The 24,269-nt window shown below is 62.9% G+C and carries 20 protein-coding genes and 1 tRNA gene; 14 read left to right on the forward strand and 7 right to left on the reverse strand.

The window, feature by feature from the left end:
• Positions 1-171: 171 nt before the first annotated feature.
• Positions 172-1,296 (reverse strand): glycosyltransferase, encoded by a 1,125-nt coding sequence (locus I7X13_RS07410; protein WP_198074977.1) that lies wholly within the window; start codon positions 1,294-1,296, stop codon positions 172-174.
• Between the two features lie 128 nt (positions 1,297-1,424).
• Here I7X13_RS07410 and I7X13_RS07415 point away from each other — a divergent pair, with 128 nt between their 5' ends.
• From I7X13_RS07415 to I7X13_RS07435, 5 genes are all read left to right on the forward strand, one after another.
• The gene (locus tag I7X13_RS07415) at positions 1,425-5,072 is read left to right on the forward strand and encodes a PAS domain S-box protein (protein WP_198074978.1); all 3,648 of its coding nucleotides are present in this window, start codon (positions 1,425-1,427) and stop codon (positions 5,070-5,072) included.
• 56 nt (positions 5,073-5,128) lie between these two features.
• The gene (locus I7X13_RS07420) at positions 5,129-5,515 is read left to right on the forward strand and encodes a response regulator (RefSeq protein WP_198067298.1); all 387 of its coding nucleotides are present in this window, start codon (positions 5,129-5,131) and stop codon (positions 5,513-5,515) included.
• 87 nt (positions 5,516-5,602) lie between these two features.
• The gene (locus I7X13_RS07425; protein ID WP_198074979.1) at positions 5,603-6,370 is read left to right on the forward strand and encodes an MBL fold metallo-hydrolase; all 768 of its coding nucleotides are present in this window, start codon (positions 5,603-5,605) and stop codon (positions 6,368-6,370) included.
• A gap of 43 nt (positions 6,371-6,413) precedes the next feature.
• Entirely contained in the window at positions 6,414-6,881 is a 468-nt protein-coding gene (locus I7X13_RS07430; RefSeq protein WP_198074980.1) for a hypothetical protein, read from the forward strand.
• A gap of 28 nt (positions 6,882-6,909) precedes the next feature.
• Entirely contained in the window at positions 6,910-8,514 is a 1,605-nt protein-coding gene (locus tag I7X13_RS07435) for an NFACT RNA binding domain-containing protein (RefSeq protein WP_198074981.1), read from the forward strand.
• Between the two features lie 67 nt (positions 8,515-8,581).
• Here the strand turns inward: I7X13_RS07435 and I7X13_RS07440 are convergent.
• Positions 8,582-8,663: transfer RNA gene (locus tag I7X13_RS07440), tRNA-Leu, on the reverse strand.
• 198 nt (positions 8,664-8,861) lie between these two features.
• Here I7X13_RS07440 and I7X13_RS07445 point away from each other — a divergent pair.
• Positions 8,862-9,326 carry a low affinity iron permease family protein gene (locus tag I7X13_RS07445; RefSeq protein WP_198066671.1) on the forward strand — a complete coding sequence of 155 codons (465 nt, stop codon included), beginning with the start codon at positions 8,862-8,864 and terminating at the stop codon, positions 9,324-9,326.
• A gap of 72 nt (positions 9,327-9,398) precedes the next feature.
• Here the strand turns inward: I7X13_RS07445 and I7X13_RS07450 are convergent, their stop codons facing one another.
• A complete protein-coding gene (locus tag I7X13_RS07450; RefSeq protein ID WP_198074982.1) occupies positions 9,399-10,088 on the reverse strand; it encodes a Dps family protein in 690 nt (229 codons plus the stop codon).
• A gap of 117 nt (positions 10,089-10,205) precedes the next feature.
• Here I7X13_RS07450 and I7X13_RS07455 point away from each other — a divergent pair, with 117 nt between their 5' ends.
• The gene (locus tag I7X13_RS07455) at positions 10,206-10,934 is read left to right on the forward strand and encodes a VIT1/CCC1 transporter family protein (protein ID WP_198074983.1); all 729 of its coding nucleotides are present in this window, start codon (positions 10,206-10,208) and stop codon (positions 10,932-10,934) included.
• Positions 10,935-10,955: 21 nt separating this feature from the next.
• Complete coding sequence (locus I7X13_RS07460) at positions 10,956-11,786, forward strand: polyphosphate kinase 2 family protein (RefSeq protein WP_198074984.1); 831 nt, start codon at positions 10,956-10,958, stop codon at positions 11,784-11,786.
• Between the two features lie 195 nt (positions 11,787-11,981).
• Here I7X13_RS07460 and I7X13_RS07465 read toward each other — a convergent pair whose 3' ends face one another.
• From I7X13_RS07465 to I7X13_RS07475, 3 genes are all read right to left on the reverse strand, one after another.
• On the reverse strand, positions 11,982-13,772 hold the full coding sequence (locus I7X13_RS07465; RefSeq protein ID WP_198074985.1) for an ABC transporter ATP-binding protein: 1,791 nt from the start codon (positions 13,770-13,772) through the stop codon (positions 11,982-11,984).
• 192 nt (positions 13,773-13,964) lie between these two features.
• Positions 13,965-14,336, reverse strand: a complete 372-nt coding sequence (locus I7X13_RS07470) for a DoxX family protein (RefSeq protein ID WP_198074986.1) — start codon at positions 14,334-14,336, stop codon at positions 13,965-13,967.
• Positions 14,317-14,478, reverse strand: coding sequence for a hypothetical protein (locus I7X13_RS07475; protein ID WP_198074987.1), 162 nt, complete (start codon positions 14,476-14,478; stop codon positions 14,317-14,319). Before I7X13_RS07475 ends, I7X13_RS07470 begins: the two co-directional genes overlap by 20 nt.
• Before the next feature lie 267 nt (positions 14,479-14,745).
• Here I7X13_RS07475 and I7X13_RS07480 point away from each other — a divergent pair, with 267 nt between their 5' ends.
• Positions 14,746-15,108 (forward strand): STAS domain-containing protein, encoded by a 363-nt coding sequence (locus I7X13_RS07480; RefSeq protein ID WP_198066664.1) that lies wholly within the window; start codon positions 14,746-14,748, stop codon positions 15,106-15,108.
• A gap of 140 nt (positions 15,109-15,248) precedes the next feature.
• Here I7X13_RS07480 and I7X13_RS07485 read toward each other — a convergent pair whose 3' ends face one another.
• A complete protein-coding gene (locus I7X13_RS07485; protein WP_198074988.1) occupies positions 15,249-16,265 on the reverse strand; it encodes a chemotaxis protein CheB in 1,017 nt (338 codons plus the stop codon).
• A 126-nt stretch (positions 16,266-16,391) separates the two neighbouring features.
• Between I7X13_RS07485 and I7X13_RS07490 the strand changes: the two genes are divergently transcribed.
• The 5 genes from I7X13_RS07490 (at position 16,392) to I7X13_RS07510 (ending at position 24,179) form a co-directional block, all read left to right on the forward strand.
• Complete coding sequence (locus tag I7X13_RS07490) at positions 16,392-19,415, forward strand: CheR family methyltransferase (RefSeq protein WP_198074989.1); 3,024 nt, start codon at positions 16,392-16,394, stop codon at positions 19,413-19,415.
• Positions 19,416-19,478: 63 nt separating this feature from the next.
• Positions 19,479-19,904, forward strand: a complete 426-nt coding sequence (locus I7X13_RS07495; protein WP_198066661.1) for a hypothetical protein — start codon at positions 19,479-19,481, stop codon at positions 19,902-19,904.
• Between the two features lie 228 nt (positions 19,905-20,132).
• Entirely contained in the window at positions 20,133-22,118 is a 1,986-nt protein-coding gene (locus tag I7X13_RS07500; RefSeq protein WP_198074990.1) for a sensor histidine kinase, read from the forward strand.
• Between the two features lie 145 nt (positions 22,119-22,263).
• A complete protein-coding gene (locus I7X13_RS07505; protein WP_213019040.1) occupies positions 22,264-23,046 on the forward strand; it encodes an MbnP family protein in 783 nt (260 codons plus the stop codon).
• Positions 23,047-23,054: 8 nt separating this feature from the next.
• Entirely contained in the window at positions 23,055-24,179 is a 1,125-nt protein-coding gene (locus tag I7X13_RS07510) for a cytochrome-c peroxidase (protein WP_198074992.1), read from the forward strand.
• The last annotated feature ends 90 nt before the right edge of the window (positions 24,180-24,269 follow it).

Here is a 24,269-nt window from a genome sequence, read left to right on the forward strand (position 1 = left end):
ACGGGAAACAATGGTAAGCAGCCACAAAACAATAATTTCGGCGTGTAGTGCCATCCATTGGGCCGGCAAGATAACGCTGATGGTTGCCTTACAGGTGTAAAACTGCCGTCAGGGCCGCGCAAATGAATCAGTGGTTGCATTCGCTGGCGCACTATTCAAGCAGAAGTCAGGCTACGCAAATAAGCCCGCAAACAGCTTCACGAGTACCTGTTCTTCGTGCTGCCAGCTGAGCTGGGGGGCAGCGCGGCGGCAGTTTTCGGCCAGGTGCTGGTAGCGGGCGGGCTCGTCGCGCAGCAGGCGGTTGAGGGCGGCGGCCAGGGTGGCGGGGGCCAGGTCGGTCACCAGCTCGGCCACGTCGAACTGGTCGTTGAGGGCGCGGTATTCGGGGAAGTCGATGAGCACCTGCGGGATGCCGGCATGCACGTAATCGAAGAATTTGTTGGCCAGTGAGTAGTAATAGCTCAGGCCGATATTCTCCAGCAGCATGATGCCCACGGCGGCGTGCCGCGTTACTTCGCGCAGCGCTTCGGGCAGCACGAAGCCCCGGAATTCAACCTTGCCGGAAGCCAGTAAACCCAGCCGCTCCGCCCGCTCGCGCAGCGCCGCCGAGAGGTCGCCTTCGCCGCAAATCACCAGCCGGCCTGCTACCTGCGGCATGGCATCAATCAGGCCTTCCAGGCCCCGGCCCATATTCAACGCGCCCTGATAAAGGATATACCCGGAGGCTGGGGCAGCGGTGGGGGGCAGCAGCATCTCGTCGGTGCGCAAGCGGCTCACGTTGCGCACCACCGCAAAGGGCCGGCCGTAGCGCTGCTCAAACACCTGCGCCAGGGCTGGGCCCACGGTGTAGGCCAGCCGGGCGCGCGGCACAATAAAGCCTTCTACCCAGCGCCAGATGCGCTGCACCGCCGGCCGGGCCACCACCTCGGGCACTTCCGTGAAAAGCTCGTGGGCATCGTACACAAAGGGCTGCCCGCCGAGCCTGGCGCGCAGCCACACGGGCAGGGCGGTGTCGAGGTCGCAGGCGCACCAGGCGGCGGCGCGCTGGCCCAGCAGGTAGATGAACAGCCGCAGGTTGTACTCCAGGTAAAACAGCTTGCCCTTCTGAAACCAGCCGCGCAGCCGGTGCTGCTGGTAGGGCTGCGCGGTGAGCGGGGGCGACGTGGGCCGCTGCCAGCCCACCAGCTGCACCCGGTAGCCGGCGGCAGCCAGGCTCCCGCAGATGCGCTGCATCCGCTGGTCGAAGCACAAATCGGTGGTGACGGTGAAAAGCAGCGGCTTGGATGGGAGCGGCAATGGCAGGGAGCGAGGGAGGCCGTGCGGGGAGGGCCGGGAGTCATTATATTTTGCCAAATTTACACCGCCGCCTCGCAGCGCGCTGGCTTATCTTAGCCGGAAATATCAACTGGTAGTTCGTGTCGTTTATGGCTCCTTTCTCGGCTACTTCCACTGCCCGCCCCGTGGCGCCGCCCCTGGCCGCGCTGCTCGACCAGCTTGGCCAGGTGTACATGCTGGCCGATTTGAAGGGTTCCATTGTTGAGGTCAACGAGGCCCTGCTGGCCCTCACCGGCTACACCCGGGACAAGGTGCTGGGCCAGCATTGCTACCAGCTGTTTGCCCCGCCCGCCGAGCGCGAGGCACGGCGGCGCGAGTTTCTGGAAATTATTGAACATCAGAATGTGGCGCCCAGCTACGAGCGGTCGATTATTACGCGAACGGGCCAGCTGCGCTACCTGAACTGGCAGGCCGGTTTCACGCACGATGCTGCCGGGAGTGTCACGGGCCTGTGGATGGCCGGGCAGGAAATCGCCAGCAATAGTGTGGTAAGCCCGGCCCTGGCCGGCGACAGCACTCACCTCCAGGACTTTCTCGACAACGCACAGGACCTGGTGCAGCACCTCGGGGCCGACAACGGCTTCTTGTTTGTGAACAAGGCCTGGAAGGAAAAGCTGGGCTATACCGATGCCGAGCTGGCCACCCGCACCCTCGCCGACGTGGTGCACCCCTACTACAAGGCCAAGCTGCTCTACCAGCTGCGCAACCTCTACGACGGCGAGCCGGTGAACAAGGTCGAAACTGTGTTTTTGACCAGCCAGGGCAAGCCCGTGCACCTCATAGGGAGCATGAACGTGGTGCGCGAGGAGGGCCAGCCGGTGAGCAGCCGCGCCATTCTGCACGACATCACGGACCGCATCAAGGCCGAGCGGCTCCAGAAAGTCTACTACAGCATCGCCAACCTGGCCATCTCGGCCAAGGACTTGCCCAGCCTCTACGGGGCCATTCACCGCGAGCTGAGCAAGATTATTGAGACGAGTAACCTGTTCATCGCGCTTTGCGACGATGCCCGCACGCAGCTGCAGTTCGTGTACCACGTCGACCAGCACCCGCAGGCCCGGCCGCAGGGCACGCGGCCGTTTTCGGCGGGCGTGTCGGAGTACATCATTGCCGGCGGGCAGCCGCGCTACCTCACCCACACCGACTACCAGCAGCTGGTGCGCAGCGGGGCCGTCACGGCTTTCGGGCAGGCCCCAGAGGTGATGCTGGCCTCGCCGCTCAGCATCGGCGACCGCATCATCGGGGTGCTGGCGGTGCAGGACTACAGCCGCGCCGACGCCTACACGCCCGGCGACCTCGACGTGCTGCACTTCATCTCGAACCAGGTGGCGCTGGCTATCGAACGCAAGCGCAACGAGGAGCAGATTGGCAAGCAAACGGCCCGCCTCAACGCCATTTTCGAGAGCGGCTCGCACGTGATGTGGACCGTGGACACCCGCGCCAACCTCATGAACTTCAACCGCAACTACGCGGCCCTGTTCCTGCGGCGCAACGGCACCTACCCGGTACGCGGCCTCAACCTGTGGAAGGCCGACCTGGCCAACATGCCCGCCCACGAGCGCGACACCTTTGTGGAGCATTACGACGCGGCCGCCAAAGGCCAGGCCCAGCGCTTCGAGATGCGCCTGCGCGATTCCCGCGGCCACGACGTGTGGACCGATATTTACCTGAACCCGATTTACCTGGGCGATGGCTCGTTTGAGGAGATTTCGGCCATTGCCCACGACATCACCGAGCAAAAGCGCGCCCAACTGGCCCTGGAAGGGCAGGAGGAGAAGTTTCGCTCCATCTTTGAGTCGTTTCAGGACATCTATTATCGCACCGATGAGGAAAGCATCCTCACCATCGTCAGTCCTTCGGTGCGCGATGTGCTGGGCTACGAGCCCGAGGAAGTAATAGGCCGGCCAATTGTAGAGTTTTACGTGGAACCCGGCGACCGGCCTCGGGCCACCGAGGAGGTGGAGCGCAGCGGCGGCCTGCGCAACTTTGAAACCCAGCTCTGGCACAAGGACGGCTACCCGGTGAGCGTGCTAGTGAATGCGCGCATCGTGGGCGGCGGCGATGCCGGAACCCAGGGCATTGCCCGCGACGTGACCGAAATCAAGCAGATGCAGGACGACCTGCGCCTGGCCAAGGACGATGCTGAAGCCGCCCTGGAGGCCAAAACGCAGTTCCTGGCCAACATGAGCCACGAGCTGCGCACACCCATGAACGGCATCATCGGCATGATTGACCTGCTCGACCAGACCGTAGAAACCGACGAGCAGCTCGACTACGTGGACACGCTGCGCAAGAGCTCCGACGCCCTGCTCACCATCCTGAACGACATCCTGGATTTGTCAAAAATCCAAGCCGGCAAGCTCCAGATTCACGAAACGCCCATCGAGCTGCAGGCCGTGATGGAGCGCATCCGTGCCCTGTTCATCTACCGGGCCGAGCAGAAGCACATCCGCTTCACCTACCACATCACGCCCCACACGCCGCGCTACGTGATAACCGACGAGGTGCGCCTGCTCCAAATTCTGAGCAACTTGGTGGCCAACGCCATCAAGTTCACTAACGAAGGCACCGTGGGCATTGTGGTGAGCAGCGTGAGCACCGACGGCGAGCTGCACACCCTGCGCTTCGCGGTGCAGGACTCGGGCATCGGCATTTCGAGCGACAACGCCAGCTTGCTCTTCACCAATTTCACCCAGCTCGACACCACGCCCAGCAAGGCCTACGGCGGTACGGGTCTGGGCCTGAGCATCAGCCGGCAGCTGGCCGAGCTGCTGGGCGGTGAAATCGGCGTGCTTTCCGATGAAGGCGAAGGCTCGGTGTTCTGGTTCACCATCAGCGCCCGTGAGGCCCAGCACGTCGACCTGCCCGCGATGGCCCCACTGCGCGAGGCGGCGTTTCAGCCCTTCGAAGCGGCCCCGAAGGTCCTTCTGGTCGATGACAATGCCATCAACCAGAAGGTGGGGCAGCGCCTGCTCACCAAGCTGGGCTGCGATGTGACCATTGCCGGTGGCGGCCCCGAAGCCATTGCCCTGGTGAGCAAGCCGGGGGTCAGCTACAACATTATTTTCATGGACATCCAGATGCCGGACATGGACGGGGTGGCCGCCACCGCCGAAATCCGGCGCTTGCTGGGCAGCGCCTGCCCGCCCGTGGTGGCCATGACGGCCTATTCCATGCAGGAAGACGCGGGCCGCTTCATGAGCCAGGGCCTCGACGACTACGTGGGCAAGCCCGTGAAAAGCCGCCACCTCTACGAAGTTCTCCATCGCTGGCTCCGGCCGCGCAGCACTCCCGCCGCGTCTCCTGCCGCGGCCGCCGGGGCCAATGGCACTGCCCCGGCCACGCCGTCTGCGCCAACCCCGGCCGAAACGCACGAACCCACGCTCGATGTGAACATCATGCATCAGCTGATAGAGCTGGGCGGGGCCGAATTCACGTCTGACCTCTACAAGGAATTTGAGCAGGAGGCCGGCGACTTGCTGCGCGAGGCGGCCCCCGTGGTGGCCGACGCCAACTTCCGCGAACTGCTGCCCATGCTGCACCAGCTCAAGGGCACGGCTGCTACACTGGGCGGGGTGGCGCTGGCCGCGCAGGCCCGGCACCTTGAGCACCAGTTCAAAGAAGGCCGGTTGGATGAAGGTTCCGTGGGTTTTCAACTTCTGGAACATTACTTTGCGCAGTTCGTTGCCGAATACCCCGGCGCAGTGGAGCGCGCCGCTGACCCTTCGGCCGCTTGAGTGCGGCAAATTTCCTACTGCTCTACCCTATGAATCCAACCCAAACCTCTTCGCCAATGTCCGCCGACCCTTCAACCAAAACCATTCTGATTGCCGAAGACAGCTCGGTAATTCTCAATCTTACCCGCAAAATCCTGGAATTGCAGAAGTATAAAATCGTGCTGGCTAAAAACGGCGGCGAGGTGCTGAAGCAATTGGAAAGCAACCCAGTGGATTGCGTGCTGATGGACATCAACATCCCCGTGAAAGACGGCATGCAGTGCACCCGCGAAATCCGCGCCCACGCCGACCCCAAAATCAACAAGCTGCCCATCATCGCCATCACCGGCAACGCTAACAACTACTCGATGGACCAGTTCCGCGAGGCTGGCGTGACCGACTACCTGCCCAAGCCGCTCGATTTCGACGCCCTGGTGCGCGTAGTAAAGCAGTACGTGGGCTAAAAACAATGAGTGAATGAGCGAATGGGTGAATGAGTGAATGCACCGTTCATTCACTCATTCACCCATTCGCTCATTCACTCATTGTCCATGACCGTAACGTTCTTAGGTACGGGCACGTCTTCGGGCGTGCCGATGATTGGCTGCACCTGCCTGGTGTGCCGCTCGCTCGACCACCGCGACCACCGCCTGCGCGTGTCCGTACACCTGGCAGTGGACGGCCGCAGCTTCGTGGTCGATTCCGGCCCCGATTTTCGCCAGCAGATGCTGCGCGCCCGCGTCACCCACCTCGACGCCCTGCTCTTCACCCACGAGCACAAAGACCACACCGCCGGCCTCGACGACATCCGGGCCTTCAATTTCCGGCAGCAGACCGACATGCCGGTTTTTGCCGAGCCCCGCGTGCTCCAGCAGCTCCGCCAGGAGTTCGCCTACATTTTTGCTGAGCACAAGTACCCCGGCGTGCCCCGCGTGGTGCTGCACCCCATCGAGCGGGACGACGTGCCGTTTGACGTGCTGGGCGTGCCCGTGTTGCCGCTCCGGGCCATGCACCACCGCCTGCCGGTGCTGGGCTTTCGCATCGGCGGCTTCTGCTACCTCACCGATGCCAACCACCTCGGCCCCGAAACCCGCGCTCAGCTCCGCGACGCCGACGTCATCGTGCTCAACGCCCTGCGCCGCGAGGAGCACATCTCGCACTTCACCCTGGCCCAGGCCGTGGCCGTGCTCGAAGAAGCCGCGCCCAAACGCGCCTACCTCACCCACATCAGCCACCAGCTGGGCCTGCACCGCGAGGTTGAGGCCGAACTGCCCAGCTGGATTCGGCTGGCGTATGACGGGCTGAAGGTGGAGGTGTAGGATGTTGGGTTATCCTTCTATAGTCGAGGAGTTTTATTCTCCCATGTCTCCGGCTGAACTGATTAGTCGCTTGCAGGCTATAACTGCGCCTAAATTCACTTGGAGAGACCTTTTCAAAAGCAGGCCAGCAAAGCTTTTTCGAGGAGAGATAGATAATGAGTCATTTGCTATTCGCCGAATCATCAATTACAAAAATTCTATGCTGCCGCAAATTGCGGGTCATATTGCCCTGGATTCTAGCGGAGTAGGGAGCTTATTACGGCTTGAACATAAACAATCTACTTCCACAATAATATTCGCAGTTATCTGGTTAGGCTTTGTTGCGGTGCAATTATGGAACGCAATTGCGGATAGCATCAACTATAATTATATCAATTCGAGTTTGGCTCCGCTTACTGGCATGTTTGTGTTCGGATTCGCCTTCTTCACTATTCCATTCTGGTTAGAAGTTCGAAAATCACGAACACTGTTGATGGAGTTACTGGTACTACGGAAAGAAACCGTCGATTAGCTTCATCATCTGCTTTGCTTCGACATCCATGCACACCAACTACTATTTCCTGCGCCAGTTGGCCCCCGCGCTCACCGAGCGGCTGCGGGGCTACCGTGTGGCCGTGTGCTTCACGCAGGAAAAGGACGAGCTGGTCATCGGCCTCACCAACGGCACGGCCGAATTCTGGCTGAAAGCACAGCTGGGGGCCAATTTTCCGGCTCTGGCGCTGCCCGAAACTTTCCAGCGCGCCCGCGCCAATTCTGTGGATTTATTCCCGGATATGCTGGGCCAGCAGGTTGAAACCGTGGTTGCCTGGCCCCAGGACCGGGTGCTACAAGTGAATTTCCGCAGCGGTGCCCGCCTCGTGTTCAAGCTCTACGGCCCGCGCCCAAACGCTATTTTCCGCACATCGCCCGATGGAAAAGCTGGGCTTTTCCATCAAAAGCTGCTGGCCGATGCCGACCTGCGCCCACAAGCCGCTTCAACTTCAGCCGAAACCCCAGCCTCGTCCGAATCTGCGCAATCTGTCAAATCCGTTAAATCTGCGGTCCAGAAACTTGCCCCGCCGCTGGCCGACCTGCCCCTGCGGTACCTGCGCCAGCATGGCTACGACGAAGCCACGCCCGAAGCCAAAACCCGCCAGCTAAACCAAGTGCTGGCTCAGCTCGAAAAGCCGGCCCACTACTACCTCATCCAACTCGACGGCCGCACGCGCCTGAGCCTGCTGCCGATGGGAGAGGTGCTCGAAACCTTCGCCGGCGACGACCCCGTGACCGCCCTGCGCCGCTTCGTGCCCATGGCCCTGGGGCGCCGCGCCCTCGAAATGGAAACCAAGCAGCTGCGCCAGCTGCTGGAGCGTCGCGCCGACGAAGCCGGAACCGCCGCCGCTCATGCCCGCCAGCGCCTCCACGCTCTGGCCCACGAAGCCGGTTACCGCCACACCGCCGACCTCATCATGGCGCATCTGCACGAGATTCCGGCCGGGGCTACCCAAATCGAGGTACTGGATTTCTACACCAACCAGCCCAAAACCATCAAGCTGAAGCGCACCGAAAAGCCCCAGCTCACCGCCGAAAACCTCTATCGCAAAGGCAAAAACCAGCAAATCGAAGAACGCCAGCTCAGTGAGCGCATTGCCCGCCGCGAAGCCGAAGCCCTCACGGCCCTGGAGCGCCTCGAAGAAATGGACACCCTGCCCGCCCTGGCCGAACTGCGCGGCCTGCGCACCTGGCGCAAGCAGCATGGCCTCGACCCTACGCCCACGGCCGCCAAAGTAGCTACGGAACTGCCCTTCAAGGTTTTTGAGGACCGGGGCTTCACCATCCTGGTGGGCCGCAACGCGGTGAATAACGACCTGCTCACCCAGAAATACGCGCACAAAGACGACCTCTGGCTGCACGCCAAGGACGTGACGGGCTCACACGTTGTTATTCGGCACAAGGCGGGCCAGACCATCCCGGAGCCCGTGGTAGAGCACGCTGCCATGCTGGCCGGCTGGTACTCGCGCCGCCAGCACGACACGCTGTGTCCGGTCACGGTCACGCCCAAGAAATACGTGCGCAAGCCCAAGGGCGCCCTGCCCGGTCAGGTGGTAGTGGAGCGCGAGCGGGTGGTGCTGGTGAAGCCCGGCAACCCGTTTGAGCGGGAGTAGCAGCAGTACGGCGCTGCTACAACGAAAAATCCCGCTGCAAGCAATTGCAGCGGGATTTTTGTTTGCGTGCGCGCGGGGAGATTCGAACTCCCACACCCGAAGGCACCACCCCCTCAAGATGGCGTGTCTACCAGTTTCACCACGTGCGCAAATAGAGCAACTAAACCGGGTATTCGGCCGGAGCCGGCGTCGCTGAGGTGGCGAAGCGGGTGCAAAGATAGCCGAAGGATTTGGGCCGTACAATCTTTTATCACCCTTTTTCATCAAGCGTCCACCATTGAACTGGTTATCTTGTGGTTTCGTAATAGCATTAGGGTGCTTTTCGTCCTTTTTTTAGAAAATACGCCATGAATACCTCCCCATTGCCCACCAAAAATTCCTTTTTCGGCCGGATGGCCGAGAGCATTACCAAGTTTTCGGGCTCTACGGCGGCCTTTGTGAGTGCGGCGGGCATTGTGCTGGTCTGGGGCGTTACGGGGCCGCTGTTTCATTATTCCGAAACCTGGCAGCTGGTCATCAACACGGGCACCACCATCATCACCTTTCTGATGGTATTTCTCATTCAGCGAGCGCAAAACAAGGATTCGCTGGTGCTGCACCTCAAGCTGAACGAACTGATTGCGGCCCAACAAGGGGCCAGCAACCGCCTCATCAATGCCCAGGATTTCTCGGAAGAAGAAATCAAGACCCTGCATGACTTCTATTGCCTGCTGGCCGAGCTGGCTAAAAAGGATAACGACCTGGGCAAAACTCATTCGATAGAAGAAGCCGAAGACAATCACAGCGAAAAGCTGGCCGCGCACGTTGATTAGCGGCTTGAACCGAATAAAAAAGGCTGCCGCATCATCTGCGGCAGCCTTTTTTGGCGATTTATCCTAAACCGACTATTCGGCGCGGGTGAGGGGCGAGTCGACTACGTGCTCCGAGACGAACCATACCTGCATTTCGTTGGTGCGCATGAGGTCGCTCACGATGAGGTCGTTGGTGCCGTCGTCGCCGCTGTCATCGGCTTTCTTGGCGTAGTCGTGGCAGTTTTTGAGGATGGACTGGTGGGCGCTCAGCAGGCGCGAGACCTGGATGGGGGCCTCCTCGCGGTCGCGCGGGATGCGGGGCAGGCTGGTGAGCTCGGCCACGTCGTGGGCCATGGCTACGGCCACGCCGCCCAGAATCTGGATGCGCTCGGCAATGGTGTCGACCAGGGTGGCTTGCTCCTCGTAGTGCTTGTCGTAGAGCAAGTGCAGCTGGTAGAAAGTAGGGCCTACCACCTGCCAGTGGTGCTTTTTGTACATGTCGCGCAGCGTGATGGTGTCGGCCAGGAGCTGGTTGAGCATGGTCACGCTTTTCTGGCGGGTGGCTTCGTCGAGGCCGATGGGCAGGCGCTGGCTCACGGTGCCGTAGCGCTGGGTGGGCGCGGGGGCGTGGTTCTGCTGGTTGAGAATGGGCTGAATATCGACGGCGGCGTTGGTGCCGGCGCCTTTGCCGGTGCTGGCAGTGGCCGCTTTGGCGGAGGCTTTTGGGGCAGGTGCTTTTTTGGGCGCAGCTTTGGGCGCAGCAGTTTTGGCGGGAGCAGCCATAATGATAAAAACGAGTGAGGTGAGAGAGGAAGCCGAAATATTCCGGCAGCGAAAATTCTATTTCTGCGTACGTAAAGCACCCTGCCGGGTTCAGGCCGCATTCTTAAATTCCCCTTTATGACCGAGCCAAAAACGACAACTCAGCCGCCCCATGATGTGCACCCCGAAGACCATCTCACCAGCTCGGCCATGCTGCAGGATGTGGTGATTGGCTTATCCGATGGCCTGACGGTGCCCTTTGCCCTGGCGGCGGGGCTAAGCGGAGCCGTATCCTCGTCGGGCCTGGTCATTACGGCGGGGCTGGCCGAGATTGTGGCCGGCAGCATTGCCATGGGCCTGGGCGGCTACCTGGCCGGCCGCACCGAGGTAGAGCACTACGCCTCGGAGCTGGGCCGCGAGCACCGCGAGGTGCAGGAAGTGCCCGACAAGGAGCGCGCCGAAGTCGACGAGCTGCTGGCCGACATGGGCCTCTCGGAAGCCACTCGCCGCCAGGCCGTGGCTGAGCTCACCGCCGACCCCGAACAGTGGGTGAAATTCATGATGAAGTACGAACTGGGCCTGGAGGAGCCCGACCCCAAACAGGCCCCCAAAAGCGCCGCCACCATCAGCGTGGCCTACGCCGTAGGCGGGCTGATTCCACTCAGTGCCTATTTCGTCACCGATTCGCCGCAGCAGGGGCTGGCGTGGTCGGCGGCCATCACGCTGGTGTGCCTGTTCATATTTGGCTACTTTAAGAGTCGCATGACCGGGCAGCCGCCTGTGGCCGGTGCCGTGAAAATGGCCGTGGTGGGCGCGCTGGCTGCCGCAGCGGCCTTCGGCATTGCGCGGCTGGTGGGTGGGGCCTAAACATCATTATCCAATATTTCCATGAAATTCAAGCTCCCCGAAACCCCCGCCGTTGTCGTTACCAGCAAGTCATTTCGTCTGGCCGATGTGGACCCGGCCGACATCACGCCCTTCAAGCACCAGCCCGACGACAAGCAGGAGGCCAGCCCGCGCCTGCTCAAGCTGCGCCAGCGCCTGAGCGAGCTGCAGGAGCTGCTCTACGCCGAGCACTCGCGCAACCTGCTCATCGTGCTGCAGGCCATGGACACGGGCGGCAAGGACGGGGCCATCCAGAACCTGCTCACGGGGGTGAACCCAGCTGGCGTGCAGGTGGCCACTTTCAAAGCCCCCACGTCGGAGGAGCTGAAGCATGATTTCCTGTGGCGCGTTCACGCCCAGACGCCCAAAAAAGGCCACATCGGCGTGTTCAACCGCTCGCACTACGAAGACGTGCTCATCACCCGCGTGCACGGGATGATTGACGAAAAAACCTGCGAGCAGCATTATGCCGACATCAACAACTTCGAACAGCTGCTGCTGAACAACGGCACGCGCATCCTCAAGTTCTTCCTGCACATTAGCAAGGAGGAGCAAGCCCGGCGTCTGCAGGCCCGCCTCGACGACCCCACCAAAAACTGGAAATTCGACCCCAACGACCTCAAAGAGCGCGCCTACTGGGACGATTACCAGGCTGCCTACCAGGAGGCCCTGCGCCGGTGCTCGCCGCCCGATGCGCCATGGTTCGTCATCCCCGCCAACCACAAATGGGGCCGCGACCTGGCCATCACCGAAATTGTAGTGGCCGCCCTGGAGGACATGAACCCCCAGCCGCCACAGCCCGATTTCGATGTGAAGGCGCAGGTGATTAAATAAAGCCGACAGTCATTGCAAGGCCGCAGGCCGTGGCAATCCGTCCTGTAAAAGCCAGACATTTTCTTTTGCCAAAAAGCCCCAACACTAAGTAAGTATTGGGGCTTTTTGGTGTTGAAAAGATTTGTTACATCTCAGGGCTGGTCGCTAAGAGAGGACGGATTGCCACGGCCTGCGGCCTCGCAATGACAGGCGAACCTAAACCACCACGGCGCTGGTGGCCTCGGCCTCCTTGCGCTCGCCAATCTGCTGGCGCCACATGGCGTAGTAGAGGCCTTTTTGGGCCAGCAGTTCAGCGTGGCCGCCCTGCTCGGCGATGTGGCCGCGCTCGAGCACGAAGATGCGGTCGGCGTGCAGGATGGTGCTCAGGCGATGGGCAATGAGGATGGTCATGTGCTGGCGCGAGCCCGACAGCTCCCGCACCGTCTTGCCAATTTCTTCTTCGGTAAGTGAGTCAAGGGCCGACGTGGCTTCGTCGAACACCATGAGCGTGGGCTTGCGCAGCAGGGCGCGGGCAATGCTGAGGCGCTGCTTTTCACCGCCGCTCACCTTCACGCCGCCCTCGCCGATGACGGTGTCGAGGCCGAGCGGGGCGCGGGCCAGCAGCGTATCGGCCGCGGCCTGGCGCAGGGCCAGCAGGCATTCTTCGTCGGTGGCATTGGGGGCAACGAAGCGCAGGTTTTCGCGGATGGTACCGGCGAAGAGCTGCGTATCCTGCGTCACGAAGCCGATTTGCTCGCGCAGTTCATCGAGGTCAATTTCCGAGCCGGGGATTCCGTTGTAGCGAATCTCGCCCGCCAGGGGCGGGTAGAGGCCCACCAGCAGCTTCACCAGCGTGGTTTTGCCCGAGCCCGAGGGCCCCACGAAGGCGATGGTTTCGCCGAGCTTCACGCCAAAGGAAATATTGGTGAGCGCCTGGCCCTTGGCCGTGAGGTGCTGGAAGCTGACGTGGTCGAAGGCCAAGTTGTCGATGTGGGCCACCGACTTGGGGTGGGCCGGTTTCACGTCCTTCGGCGTGTCGAGAATCGTCTGGAAGTTGCCCAGCGAAATCTCCGTTTCGCGATACACCCCAATGATGGCGCCAAGTTCCTGCAACGGCCCGAAGATGGAGAACGAGTAGATAAAGAACGAGAAAAACTGCCCCAGGCTGATGTGGCGCTGCACCAGCAAGTAAAGCAGCAGCAGCACAATCACGTTGCGCAGTAAATTCACGAAGGTGCCCTGCACAAAGCTCAGCGAACGTAGGTAGCGCACCTTGCGCAGCTCCAGCTTCAGAATTTTGCTGGTGGTGCCGTTCAGACGCTCGGTTTCCTGTTGGGCCAAGCCCAGGCTTTTGATGAGCTCGATGTTGCGCAGGCTCTCGGTGGTGGAACCCGCCAGGGCAGTCGTCTCGGCCACAATAGTTTTTTGAATGACCTTGATGCGCTTGCTCAGGATGTAGCTCAGAATGCCCAGCAGCGGAATGGTGAGAAAGTACCCCAGCGCAATGGGCCAGTACACCGTGATGGCGTACCACATGACGAACACAATGCCCACCAGCGCCGTGAACAGCACGTTCACGAAGCTCTGAATGAGTTTTTCCACGTCAATACGTACTTTCTGGAGCTTGCCCAGCGTCTCGCCCGAGCGCTGGTCCTCAAACACTTGGTAGGGCAGCTCCAGCGAGTGGCGCAGGCCGTCGGAATACATCTTCGCCCCCAGCCGCTGGGTAATGACGTTGACGTAATAATCCTGGAAGTTTTTGGCAATGCGCGACACCATGGCCGCGCCCAGCATCAGCCCGATGTAGGGCAGCGCCTCGCGCAGAAACGGCCCAAACGGCACCAGATGCACCGCGCCCAAATCGCCGCCCTTGGGCGCAAAATGGTCGATGAGCTTGCGGAAGAAATACGGGTCGAGCAGCGAAAACACTTGGTTGATGGCGGCCAGCCCGAGGGCCAGCACCAGCAGCGGCCAGTAGTTGCGCAGGTAGCTATAAAGGATTTTCATGAAGAGGAGAGGGGAACACACAAATAGCCCGGCCGGGCCGGCCAGAAGGCAAGCAACCCGGCCGGGCGGCAATGGTTTGGGATTGAGGCAAGGCCAAGTCTGTCATTCCGACGCCGGAAGAATCTGAGGACCGCACATTGCCGGGCTTACTTAGATTCCTCCGGCGTCGGAATGACAGACCCATTAGCCGGTTCAGACGGTGCGGGCCTCGGTGCGGCTGCGCAGCATCAGCACCACCACTAGCAGCACCAGCGCCACAATGGCCGGCACGCCCTTGGCTAGTCCGCCGGGAATTTTGGTGGCGTGCATGTACACCGCCCCCAGCATGATAATGATGAGGCCCATGGCCGCCGGGCGCACCGTGCGCGGCACCAGCAGCCCAATGCCGCCCAGCACCTCGGCCCCCCCGATGAGGACGGCAAACCAGCCCGGCAGGCCCAGGCCTTCAAACATTTTCATGGTGCCGGGCAGGTCCATCAGTTTGTGGCCGCCCGAGAAAATGAACATGGCGGCCAGCAGGGCCTGCAAAATCCAGGCAATGACGTTACGTACAGAAGGGCTCATCGTGAAGCGAGAAAAAGGTGAAAAAGAAGTTGACAAAAGGTTTTTTGGCGGCCACTGCTTCATGCCGCGCCCGCCGCGCGGCCAATGTCGGCACAATGCCGCGATTTTGGTAAGCCGTGCGGAGACAGGAAGGAGTTTTCATGCGCTGCAATTGTATTAAAATAAATATATGTTTAACTTTATTTTCGCTGGGTCGCCCGCTTTTGCGCAGCGCACCGGGCCGCAGTCGGATAATTGAATTTATCCCGATAAGAGTTTAAGTAGTTATACATAGTGAAAACCGTATTTATAGCTTAGCATCTTTTTAGATTTCCGGCGAAATTTGTATCAACATTATCGGATAGGTCGCCGCGTGGTATCGAAATATCCTGTCTGTGCGCGTCGGAGTACCACTTAAATGCTGTTGGTTATGCACGTTATATACCACGAACTGTTGCCGGAGAGCTACCTGCTCATCCTGGCGCCCGGCCGGCAGGCCAAATCGGAAGCGGTGCTGGCGCGCTGGCTGCGCCGGGCGCAGCGCAGCGGCAAGCATTCGGTATGGGTCGATTGCGGCATGTTGGAATCGTTGTCGGCCGAAGCTGCCCGGCTGCTGTGGAACTCGCACTTTCAGCTTCAGGAGCAGCACGCGCAACTGGTGCTGGTGCACGTGCCCGAGCGCGTGAAACGCGAGTTGCTGGAACAGGAACTGGGCCCCGCGCCCTGCATGGTGCCCACGCTGCTGGACGCCGCCCGCCAGGCCAACTGGCACGACTGGAGCCTGGAAGCCTGAGAAGCCGTTACGGCACCGCGGCGTAGAGACGCGACACTTCGCGTCTCATTGTTGAGCGGCAACTGTGATAAACGATGCCAACGCCGAGACGCGAAGTGTCGCGTCTCTACGCTTTTCTGACGCCTCAAAAAGATAAGCCGTTAGTCTTCGGGCGTGGCCACGGTGCTGGGGTTGCTGCCGGCCAGCAGGAACTCGCGTAGGCGGTTGATGTGCTTTTTTATGTCGCCCAGCTTCTCTTGCTGCTGCGCACTGTAGGCAGCTGTGCCGCGCGTGGCCATGCCGGTGAGCAGGTTTTTGCGCTCTTCCATCATGCGCAGGGCAACCCAGAGGGTTTCTTCGAGGTGCTGCTGGGAATTGTGCAGCAGGCTGTCGGCGGTGTAGGCGTGCCCCGTGTGGCAGCGGTAGCGCAGCACGTTGCCCTCGTTCACTTCCCAGAGGTTGCCGCCACAGTCGGGGCAGGTGAGGGGCACCAAGTGGGCGATGCGCTCAACGGAGTTGGTATCGCCCACCACTCTTTCGGCAATGGCGGCTTCCTGCCGGAGGTCGTCGGGGATGAGGGGCTGGGGCGGGGGCGCGGGGCTGTGGGTGATTTCGGCGAGCAGGGCCGCCATCTGGTGCAGGGGCACCACGTAGTCCACGTCTACGTTTTGCAGGGCCGTTTCGGGCATGCTGGGGAATTCGGCTTCGCCGGGGTCCTGCACGATGGTCACGCCGCCGCAGCGCTTGATAAATTCCAGGCCGGCGGTGCCGTCGTACAGCATCCCTGTGAGCACCACGCCCACGGTGCGCGCGCCATAGGCCACGGCCGCCGAACGAAACAGGGTATCGGCGGCGGGGCGGTAGTGGTTTTCGCGCGGGCCTTTGGTCACCAGCAGGTGGGGCACGCTGCCGTCCTTGGCCAGCAGGTGGCGGTCGGGCGGGGCCAGGTAGAGGGTGCTGGCCTTTAGAGGCTCGCCGTCGGCAGGCAGGCGGCACGGCAGGGCGGTGTGGCGGGCCAGCCGGTCCACGAGGTGCTGGCCGTCAAAATCGGGGGCGAAGTGCTGAACTACCAGGATGGCGGCGGGAATGGCAGCCGGGAGGTGGGCCACAAATTCGACCAGGGCGGGCATGCCGCCGGCCGAAGCGCCCACCACAATAAGATAAGTCGGAGCTGCCATGAGGAGTGGGGAAAATAGAATTTACTACGGCAAAAGCCTGAGCGTGGCGAAGGCCCGGGGGTTTTTACGGTAAATTTGTTTTGGCCCAGCTCCAAAGGGAGCAGGGGCTTTCACGCCCGCTGTTTTATGAATCCCACCCCTTCGGCATCCGCGCCCGACGAACCCGGCATCCACATCACCCCGCCCGGCGAAATGCCCCGAGACGGCGACGAGCCCATTGCCGGCGCCCTGGCCCGGCACCCCGAACACGCAACCGAAAAGTTTCCTCTGGTGGCACTGGGCGGCTCGGCGGGGTCGTTGGCAGCGTTTGAAGGTTTTTTTCGGGCCATGCCGGCCGATAGCGGGATGGCCTTTATGGTGGTGACGCACCTGCTGCCCGACCAGCCCTCGGAGCTGGCGCAGGTGCTCCAGCACTTCACCAAAATGCCGGTGTGTGAGGCCAGCGATGGCCAGCGGGTGCGCCCCAACCAGGTGTACGTGATTCCGCCCGGCCGCGACATGAGCATTCTGCACGGCATGCTGCTGCTGTTTGCGCCCACGCAGCCGGCGGGCTACCGGCTGCCCATAGACTTCTTTTTCCAGAGCCTGGCCAAGGACGCGCGCGACCGGGCGGTGTGCATCATCTGCTCGGGGCTGGGTTCGGATGGCACGCTGGGCCTGAAAATGGTGATGGAAAACTTTGGGATGGTGATGGTGCAGGCCCCCGAAACGGCCGAATTCGACTCGATGCCGCGCTCGGCGCTGGCCACCGAGTTTGTGGATTTTGTGCTGCCCGCTGAGCAACTGCCGGCCAGGCTGCTGGATTACGTGCGCCACCCCGACACCCGCCCCCGTCGCGAGGAAGCAGACAGCAGCAGCCGCCCGGCCCACGCCCTGCAAAAGATTTTTCACCTCATCCGGGCCAAAACCGGGCACGACTTCAGCTTTTACAAGCGCAACACGGTGTTTCGGCGCATCGACCGGCGCATGAACTCGCACCAGATTCGGGCGTTTACCCAGTACGTACGCTACCTCCAGCAGAACCCGGCCGAGGTGGATGCCCTGTTCAGGGAGCTGCTCATCGGCGTGACCAAGTTTTTCCGCGACCGCGAGGCGTTTGAACAGCTGAAGGCGCGCCTGCTGCCACTGCTGCGCAGCAAGTCTGCCGACAGCACCGTGCGGGTGTGGGCACCCGGCTGCTCTACGGGCGAGGAGGCCTATAGCCTGGCCATCACTCTGCTCGAAGGCTTGGGCGAAATGATGCCGACCAGCTACCTCAAGCTCCAGATTTTTGCCACCGACATCAACCCCGACGCCATCGACTTTGCCCGCGTGGGGCTGTACCCCGAAAACGTGACGGCCGACGTGAGCCCCGAGCGGCTGCGGCGCTTCTTCACCAAAACCGAGGACGGCTACCGCATCAAAAAGGAAGTGCGCGACGTGGTGGTGTTTGCCGTGCACGACCTGAACAAGGACGCGCCCTTCACCAAACTCGACCTGCTGGTGTGCCGCAACCTGCTCATCTACCTCAGCGCCGAGCTCCAGAAAAACCTCATTCCCATCTTCCATTACGCCCTGAACGCGGGCGGGCTGTTGTTTCTGGGGCCGAGCGAAAACCTCGCCGGCTTCCAAGACCTGTTTATGCCGCTGGACGTGAAGTGGAAAATCTCGCGCCGCTCCGATGTGCCGTCGTCGCTCACACGGCTGGCCAACTTTCCTTTTGCGCTGGCCCGGCAGCATGCCCAGGCCGCGCCCGTTTCTACCACTGGTCCCATGACTTCCAACAACGCCCGCAAAGAAGCGCCGTTTGCCGCACTGGTCCAGCGCGTGCTGCTGCGCCAATACACCCCGCCCGCCGTGGTCATCAACCCCAAGGGCGAAATCCTGTACGTGAACGGCCGCACCGGCCGCTACCTGGAGCCCGCCCCCGGCCTGGGGGCCATGAATGTGTTCGATATGGCCCGCGAAGAGCTCAACTACGAGCTGAGCGAGGCCGTGCACCGGGCCGTGGCTACCCGGCAGGACGTGGTGGCCGAGGGCGTGAAGCTGCGCCTCGACGCCGGCGTACAGCTGCTGCGCCTTACGGTGAAGGTGCTGGAAGAAGGCGAGCCCCTGGCCGGCCTGCTGCTGGTAGTGTTTGAGGAGCAGCCCACGCCCCGCCGGCTGCGCCTGGGCAAGGCCACCCTGGCCCCCGACCACGACGCCCAGGTACAAACCCTGGAAAAGGAGCTGCACTACACCAAGCACCGCCTCCAGACCACCATCGAGGAGATGGAAAGCAGCGTGGAAGAGCTCAAGAGCACCAACGAGGAGCTCCAGAGTGCCAACGAGGAACTGCAAAGCACCAACGAGGAGGCCATGACCAACAAGGAGGAAATGCAGAGCCTGAACGAGGAACTCATGACCCTCAACCTGCAGTACCTCACCAAAACCGAGGAGCTGAGCCAGGCCGCCAACGATATGAAAAACCTGCTCGATGCCACGGAAATAGCCACCATTTTCCTGGACAACGACATGGTGATAAAGCGCTTCACGCCGGCTGTGCACCGCATTGTGAACCTGCTGCCCAGCGACGTGGGCCGCCCCATTCTGCACTTTGCCACCACCCTGCGCCACGAAAACCTGGCCCAGGACGTGCGCCAGGTGCTCAACAAGTTGGTGACCGTGGAGGCCAACATCCAGACCACCCAGGGCCAGTGGTACGTGATGCGCATCCTGCCCTACCGCACCCTCGACAACTACATCAGCGGGGCCGTTATCACCTTCACCGACATCACTGCCCTTAAAATCCTGGAGGCCCAGCTGCAGGAAAGCGCCCGCTTTGCCGAAAGCATTGCCGAAACCCTGCGCGAACCCCTGCTCGTGCTCGATGCCGGGCAGCGGGTGCTGGCCATCAGCGAGGCCTTTGCCACGCTGTTTGGGCTAGACCGCGCGCGCAGCCTGGGCCAGCTGCTGCGCGAGCTGGACGGCGGGGCCTGGCAGCAGCCCGCCCTGCGCGAACGCCTCGAAACTACCCTGCGCCACCCGGACCAGCCCTTCGCCGATTTTCCCTACACGGCCACGTTTCCGGGGGCCGGCCCGCGCACGCTGCGCCTGTTTGGGCGGGCCATCACCAGCGGCGGGGCCCGCACCGGCCGCCTGCTGCTGGGCGTGGAAGTAGTGGGGGCGTAGCGGGCGGATAATGCGGAGGACAAATTAATATTATTGTTTGTCTATATTGGCGGCATGCAAGCCGTGCCCGTCCTTTCCGTACCCGCTTATTCGCTGGCTTACCAGCAGGGCCTCCACATGGTGGTGCTGCGCTGGCTCAAGCCCTACACCGCGGCCGAGGCCCGCAAGTCGTACCAGGCCACGCTGGTGCTGGCCCTGCAGCACGGCTGCGCCCGCTGGCTGCTCGATGCCCGCGGCACCGGCCCGCTTAACCTGGAGGTGGCGGAGTGGCTCACCCATAAGTTTCTGCCGGCGGTGGCGGTCGGGCTGGCCCCGCACCCGCTGCGGCTGGCCGTCATCTGCCCGCCCGCCCGCTTCGAGCAGCTGCACACCGACCCCACGGTGGCCGCCGCCGTGAGCGAGGCCCTGGCCGATGAGCGCCCGTACCAGGCCGGCCTGTTCTACGACGAAGGGGCGGCCGTGGCATGGCTGATGAGCCAGCCGGGGTAGGCCGCCGCAAAGCGGGGTAGCAGCGAAATGGGCCTGCACGTCGGCAATCACCTTGGCGGGGGATGTCGGAATGGAACTCGTTGGGCATGCGACCAAGGGTTTTTGTTGGAGTGAAACAAGGGCGTCACTTGGCGGCCGGAGGGTAGGCGTTTCGGCGGAGCTGGCGGCCCGGCGCCGGCCTTGCGCCATAGCCTGCTTATCTTCACTGTATCCCACGCGTTTCTGCTCATGCTGCCCCCCGCCACACCCGCCCTGCCCCCCGCCGACCCGCACGCCGCGCTGCTGGAGCTGCGCGCCCGCGCCGAACAGCGCCGGCGGCTCGTCACGCAGGCCACCGAGCAGCAAACGCCCCAGGAAATGCAGCGCCTGGTGCAGGAACTACAGGTGTACCAGATAGAGCTGGAAATGCAGTACGAAGAGCTACTGCTGTCCCAGACCGAAGCCCAGGCGGCCCGCAGCCAGTACGTTGACCTCTACGACTACGCCCCGGTGGGCTACTTCACCCTCACCGAAGCCGGCCTCATCGAGCAGCTCAACTTTAGCGGGGCCCGGCTGCTGGGCGCCGTGCGGCAGCGGCTGGCGGGGCGGCGGTTTGCTCTGTTTGTGGCCCCGGCCCAGCGCCTGGCGTTTGGGCAGTTTCTGGCCCGCGTGTTTGGCACCGACAGCACCCAGAGCCTGGAGCTACCGCTGCAGCAGGAAAATGGCACCCCGTTTTTTGGCCAGCTCGAAGGCCTGCGGGTCGATACGCCCACCGGCCCGCAGTGCCGCCTGGCGGTGCTCGACACCAGCGCCCGCCAGCAGGCCACGGCGGCCCTGGCCGCCAGCGAGGCCCGCTTCCGCAAGCTCTTCACCGAAACCCACACGGCCGTGGTGCTGATGCAGGGCTACCAGGTGGTGGACTGCAACGCCGCCGCCCTGCGCCTGCTGGGCACCGCCGACCGGCGGCAGCTGGTGGGCCGGCCGGTCTGGGCCCACGCCCCCGAGCGGCAGCCCGACGGCCGCCGCACCATCGACCTGGTTCACGAAGCCATGGCCGATGCCCTACGCAACGGTTCAAAACGCTGCGAGGCCCAGATGCAGCGGCTCACGGGCGAGCTGGTGTGGGTGGAAGCCGTGCTTACGCCCATCGAGTTGGACGGGGCCACGCCGGTGGTGCACATTCTGTGGCGCGACATCACGGCCGCCCGGCAGGCCCGGCAGGAGCTTCAGCAGGGCAAGGAATTTATCGAAAGCCTGCTGGAGAACACCGTGGACAGCATCGTGGCCGTCGACCGCGACCAGCGCATCACGGCCTGGAATGCCCAGGCCGCCGCCTATTTCAGGCAGTCTGCCGCCCAGGTCCTGGGCCGCCCCCTGTTCGAGGTGCTGCCCCACCTCAACGACGAAGGCCGGGAACTGGTGCGCCGCGCCCTGGCCGGCGAGCGTATTAACCTGTTCAGCCGCGAATTCCAGCTGGGCCCTGGCCGCTACGATGCCCACATCGTGCCCCTGTACCACAGCGGCGAAAGCCAGCCCAGCGGCATGCTCACGGTGGTGCGCGACGTGACCGAGCGCGAGAGCCTGGCCGAGGAAGCCACCCAGCTGCGCCTGCGCCAGCAGCAGGAAGTGCTGGCCGCCATCCTGGCCACCCAGGAAACCGAGCGCAAGCGCATTGCCGAGGCCCTGCACAACGGTCTGGGCCAGCTCCTCTACGCCGCCAAGCTCAGCCTGGCGGGCCGGGCCGGGGTGGCGGGGGCACCCGACGGGGCGCTGAACCTGCTGCAGGAAGCCATCCGGGCCACGCGCACCATTTCCTTTGAGCTCACGCCCGGCGTGCTGGAGGATTTTGGCCTGCAAACCGCCCTGCAGGAGCTGGTGAAGCGCATTGCGCCGGCCGGCCTGCCCATCCGGCTGCACTTGTCCGGCCTGACCCAGCGCCTCAGCCCGCCGGTTGAGATTGGGGTGTACCGCACCGTGCAGGAGCTGCTGAACAACGTGATGAAGCACGCCCACGCCACCGAGGCCGTGGTGCACGTGGCCCACGAAAACGGCCGCCTCGAAGTGAGCGTGGAAGACAACGGCTGCGGTTTCGAGCCGGCCGTGCTGGTGGGGCAGCCGCTGGCCGGCATTGGCCTGGCCGGGGTGCGCAACCGCGTGGCCCTGCTGGGCGGCCGGCTGGCCATCCACTCGCGCCTGGGCCGGGGCACCATCGTCAGCTTCGAGCTGGACGTGTGAGCGAGGAGCCGGGAAGCGGCCTGATTATTGCGCAGCAGCCCGCCAGTTTCGCCCCCGTATTTTCGGGCCGTCCGGAACCTATGCGCGGCTTCCGCGCTTCTGCAAACAACCCCTGCCCATGACAAACACCTTACTCCGCAAGACCATGAAATCCTCCACGCTTACCCACCTGCTATTGGCTCCGCTGCTGGCCGCCACCGTGTTGGGCAGCTGCGGCAAAAAGACGGTGGAGCCCGAAGCGCCCACCAGCAGCTTCGCCATTCAGCTGGAGCCCGTGGTGGGCACGGCCGACCTGGAGCTCAACACCAAAACCTACACCAAGGCCGACGGCCAGGCCTTCACCGTGTCGAAGTTCCTGGTGATGCTCTCGAACGTGAAGCTCACCAAAGTCGACGGCTCCACCTACGCCGTGCCCGACGGCTATTACCTCTTCGACGCCAACGACCCCAAGTCGTACCAGATTCTGATTGACAAAGTGCCCGTGGGCGACTACACCGGCATCAGCTTCGCGGTGGGTGTGGACGACGCCCACAACAACGCCACCGCCAAGGGCGGGGCCCTGGTGCACACCAGTGAGATGTACTGGGAGTGGGGCGGCGAATACGTGTTTCTGACCATGACCGGCACCTCGCCCCAGGCCCCGGCCAGCAGCAGCCATTTCCTGACCTACGACATCAACGGCAGCAACTCCCTGCGGGTGGTGTCGCCTGCGTTCGACAAAGGCGTGGTGCTGCCCGTGGTGGCCGGCCACGTGCCCGCCATCCACATGAGCATGAACGTGCAGAGCTTATTCGAAAGCGCCACGCCGGCCAAAAACATCAACTTTGCCACCACCTACATCGTGGACACGAGCAGCCCCTGGAAAACCGTGATGGCCGACAACTACGCGGCCGGCATGTTCACGGTTGAGCACATTCACGCCAACTAAGCGCCGGTATGCGGAGGATTCCGAAGACGACATGGGCCTGGCTGGGAGCCGGCCTGCTGGCCCTGGCCAGCTGCAAGCACGACAGCGACACCGTGAGCACCGTGGACCCGGAAGGCCCCGTGGTGCCCCCCACGCCCTACAACCTGGTGGTGCCCGCCAACTTCCCGCCCCTGCCCGCCCAGCCCGCCGACAACCCCCTGACGGTGGAAGGCGTGGCGCTGGGCCGGCAGCTGTTCTACGAGAAAGGCCTGTCGGTGAACAGCACGATTTCCTGCGCCAGCTGCCACCGCCAGGAGCTGGCTTTCACCGACGGGCTGGCCCATGCCCAGGGCGTGAACGGCAGTGCCACGCCGCGCAGCTCCATGTCCTTGGCCAACCTGGCCTGGGAGCCCAAGCTCACCTGGGACGGCGCCGCCAGCAGCCTCGAAGCCCAGGCCCGCATTCCCATCGAAAACCCAGTGGAGATGCACCAGACGCTGGCCGCCGGCGTGGCCCGCCTGCAAGCCACCAGCACGTATCCGGCGTTGTTTCGCAAAGCGTTTGGCAGCAGCACCATCACCGAGGACAACACCCTCAAGGCCCTGGCCCAGTTCGAGCGCACCTTGGTTTCCAGCAACTCGCGCTACGATAAATTCCTGGCCGGCAATCGGGGCGCCCTCACCAGCTACGAGCAGCAGGGCCTAGTGCTGTTCGTGACGCACCCCGACGGGCCGGCCGGCATCCGGGGCGGCAACTGCAAGGACTGCCACGACGGCAGCCTGCAAACCGACAACGCCTTCCGCAACAACGGCCTCGACGCCACGCTCACCGACCTGGGCCTGGGCCTGCAAACCGGCCGCGCCACCGACAACGGCAAGTTCCGCGTGCCCTCGCTGCGCAACATTGCCCTCACGGCGCCCTATATGCACGACGGCCGCTTTCCCAACCTCGACAGCGTGCTGAGCCACTACAACGAGCACATTGCCACGGCCAGCCCCAACCTCGACCCGCTGATACTGAACGGCAGCAACAACAAGCTAGGTGCCGGCCACCCGCTGGGCCTGACCAAGGACGAGAAAGCCAAAATCGTGGCCTTCCTGCAAACCCTCACCGATACCACCTTCACCCACGACCGGCGCTTCGCCAAGCCGTAGCACGGGCCACGGGGCCAGGAAGCAGGGCCGGCGTGGCTGCGATAGTCGCGGCCGCGCCGGCTTTTTCGGTGCTGGATGGTGGGGCCGTGG

Source organism: Hymenobacter negativus (assembly GCF_016056375.1).
GTDB lineage: Bacteria > Bacteroidota > Bacteroidia > Cytophagales > Hymenobacteraceae > Hymenobacter > Hymenobacter negativus_A.

Coding starts and splice junctions, on each gene's coding strand:
- I7X13_RS07425 (WP_198074979.1), top strand. CDS start 5,603: ATGACCGTAACGTTCTTAGGTACGGGCACGTCTTCGGGCGTGCCGATG.
- I7X13_RS07455 (WP_198074983.1), top strand. CDS start 10,206: ATGACCGAGCCAAAAACGACAACTCAGCCGCCCCATGATGTGCACCCC.
- I7X13_RS07505 (WP_213019040.1), top strand. CDS start 22,264: ATGAAATCCTCCACGCTTACCCACCTGCTATTGGCTCCGCTGCTGGCC.
- I7X13_RS07480 (WP_198066664.1), top strand. CDS start 14,746: ATGCACGTTATATACCACGAACTGTTGCCGGAGAGCTACCTGCTCATC.
- I7X13_RS07420 (WP_198067298.1), top strand. CDS start 5,129: ATGTCCGCCGACCCTTCAACCAAAACCATTCTGATTGCCGAAGACAGC.
- I7X13_RS07490 (WP_198074989.1), top strand. CDS start 16,392: ATGAATCCCACCCCTTCGGCATCCGCGCCCGACGAACCCGGCATCCAC.
- I7X13_RS07465 (WP_198074985.1), bottom strand. CDS start 13,772: ATGAAAATCCTTTATAGCTACCTGCGCAACTACTGGCCGCTGCTGGTG.
- I7X13_RS07415 (WP_198074978.1), top strand. CDS start 1,425: ATGGCTCCTTTCTCGGCTACTTCCACTGCCCGCCCCGTGGCGCCGCCC.
- I7X13_RS07485 (WP_198074988.1), bottom strand. CDS start 16,265: ATGGCAGCTCCGACTTATCTTATTGTGGTGGGCGCTTCGGCCGGCGGC.
- I7X13_RS07475 (WP_198074987.1), bottom strand. CDS start 14,478: ATGAAAACTCCTTCCTGTCTCCGCACGGCTTACCAAAATCGCGGCATT.
- I7X13_RS07500 (WP_198074990.1), top strand. CDS start 20,133: ATGCTGCCCCCCGCCACACCCGCCCTGCCCCCCGCCGACCCGCACGCC.
- I7X13_RS07510 (WP_198074992.1), top strand. CDS start 23,055: ATGCGGAGGATTCCGAAGACGACATGGGCCTGGCTGGGAGCCGGCCTG.
- I7X13_RS07435 (WP_198074981.1), top strand. CDS start 6,910: ATGCACACCAACTACTATTTCCTGCGCCAGTTGGCCCCCGCGCTCACC.
- I7X13_RS07445 (WP_198066671.1), top strand. CDS start 8,862: ATGAATACCTCCCCATTGCCCACCAAAAATTCCTTTTTCGGCCGGATG.
- I7X13_RS07450 (WP_198074982.1), bottom strand. CDS start 10,088: ATGGCTGCTCCCGCCAAAACTGCTGCGCCCAAAGCTGCGCCCAAAAAA.
- I7X13_RS07470 (WP_198074986.1), bottom strand. CDS start 14,336: ATGAGCCCTTCTGTACGTAACGTCATTGCCTGGATTTTGCAGGCCCTG.
- I7X13_RS07460 (WP_198074984.1), top strand. CDS start 10,956: ATGAAATTCAAGCTCCCCGAAACCCCCGCCGTTGTCGTTACCAGCAAG.
- I7X13_RS07430 (WP_198074980.1), top strand. CDS start 6,414: ATGTCTCCGGCTGAACTGATTAGTCGCTTGCAGGCTATAACTGCGCCT.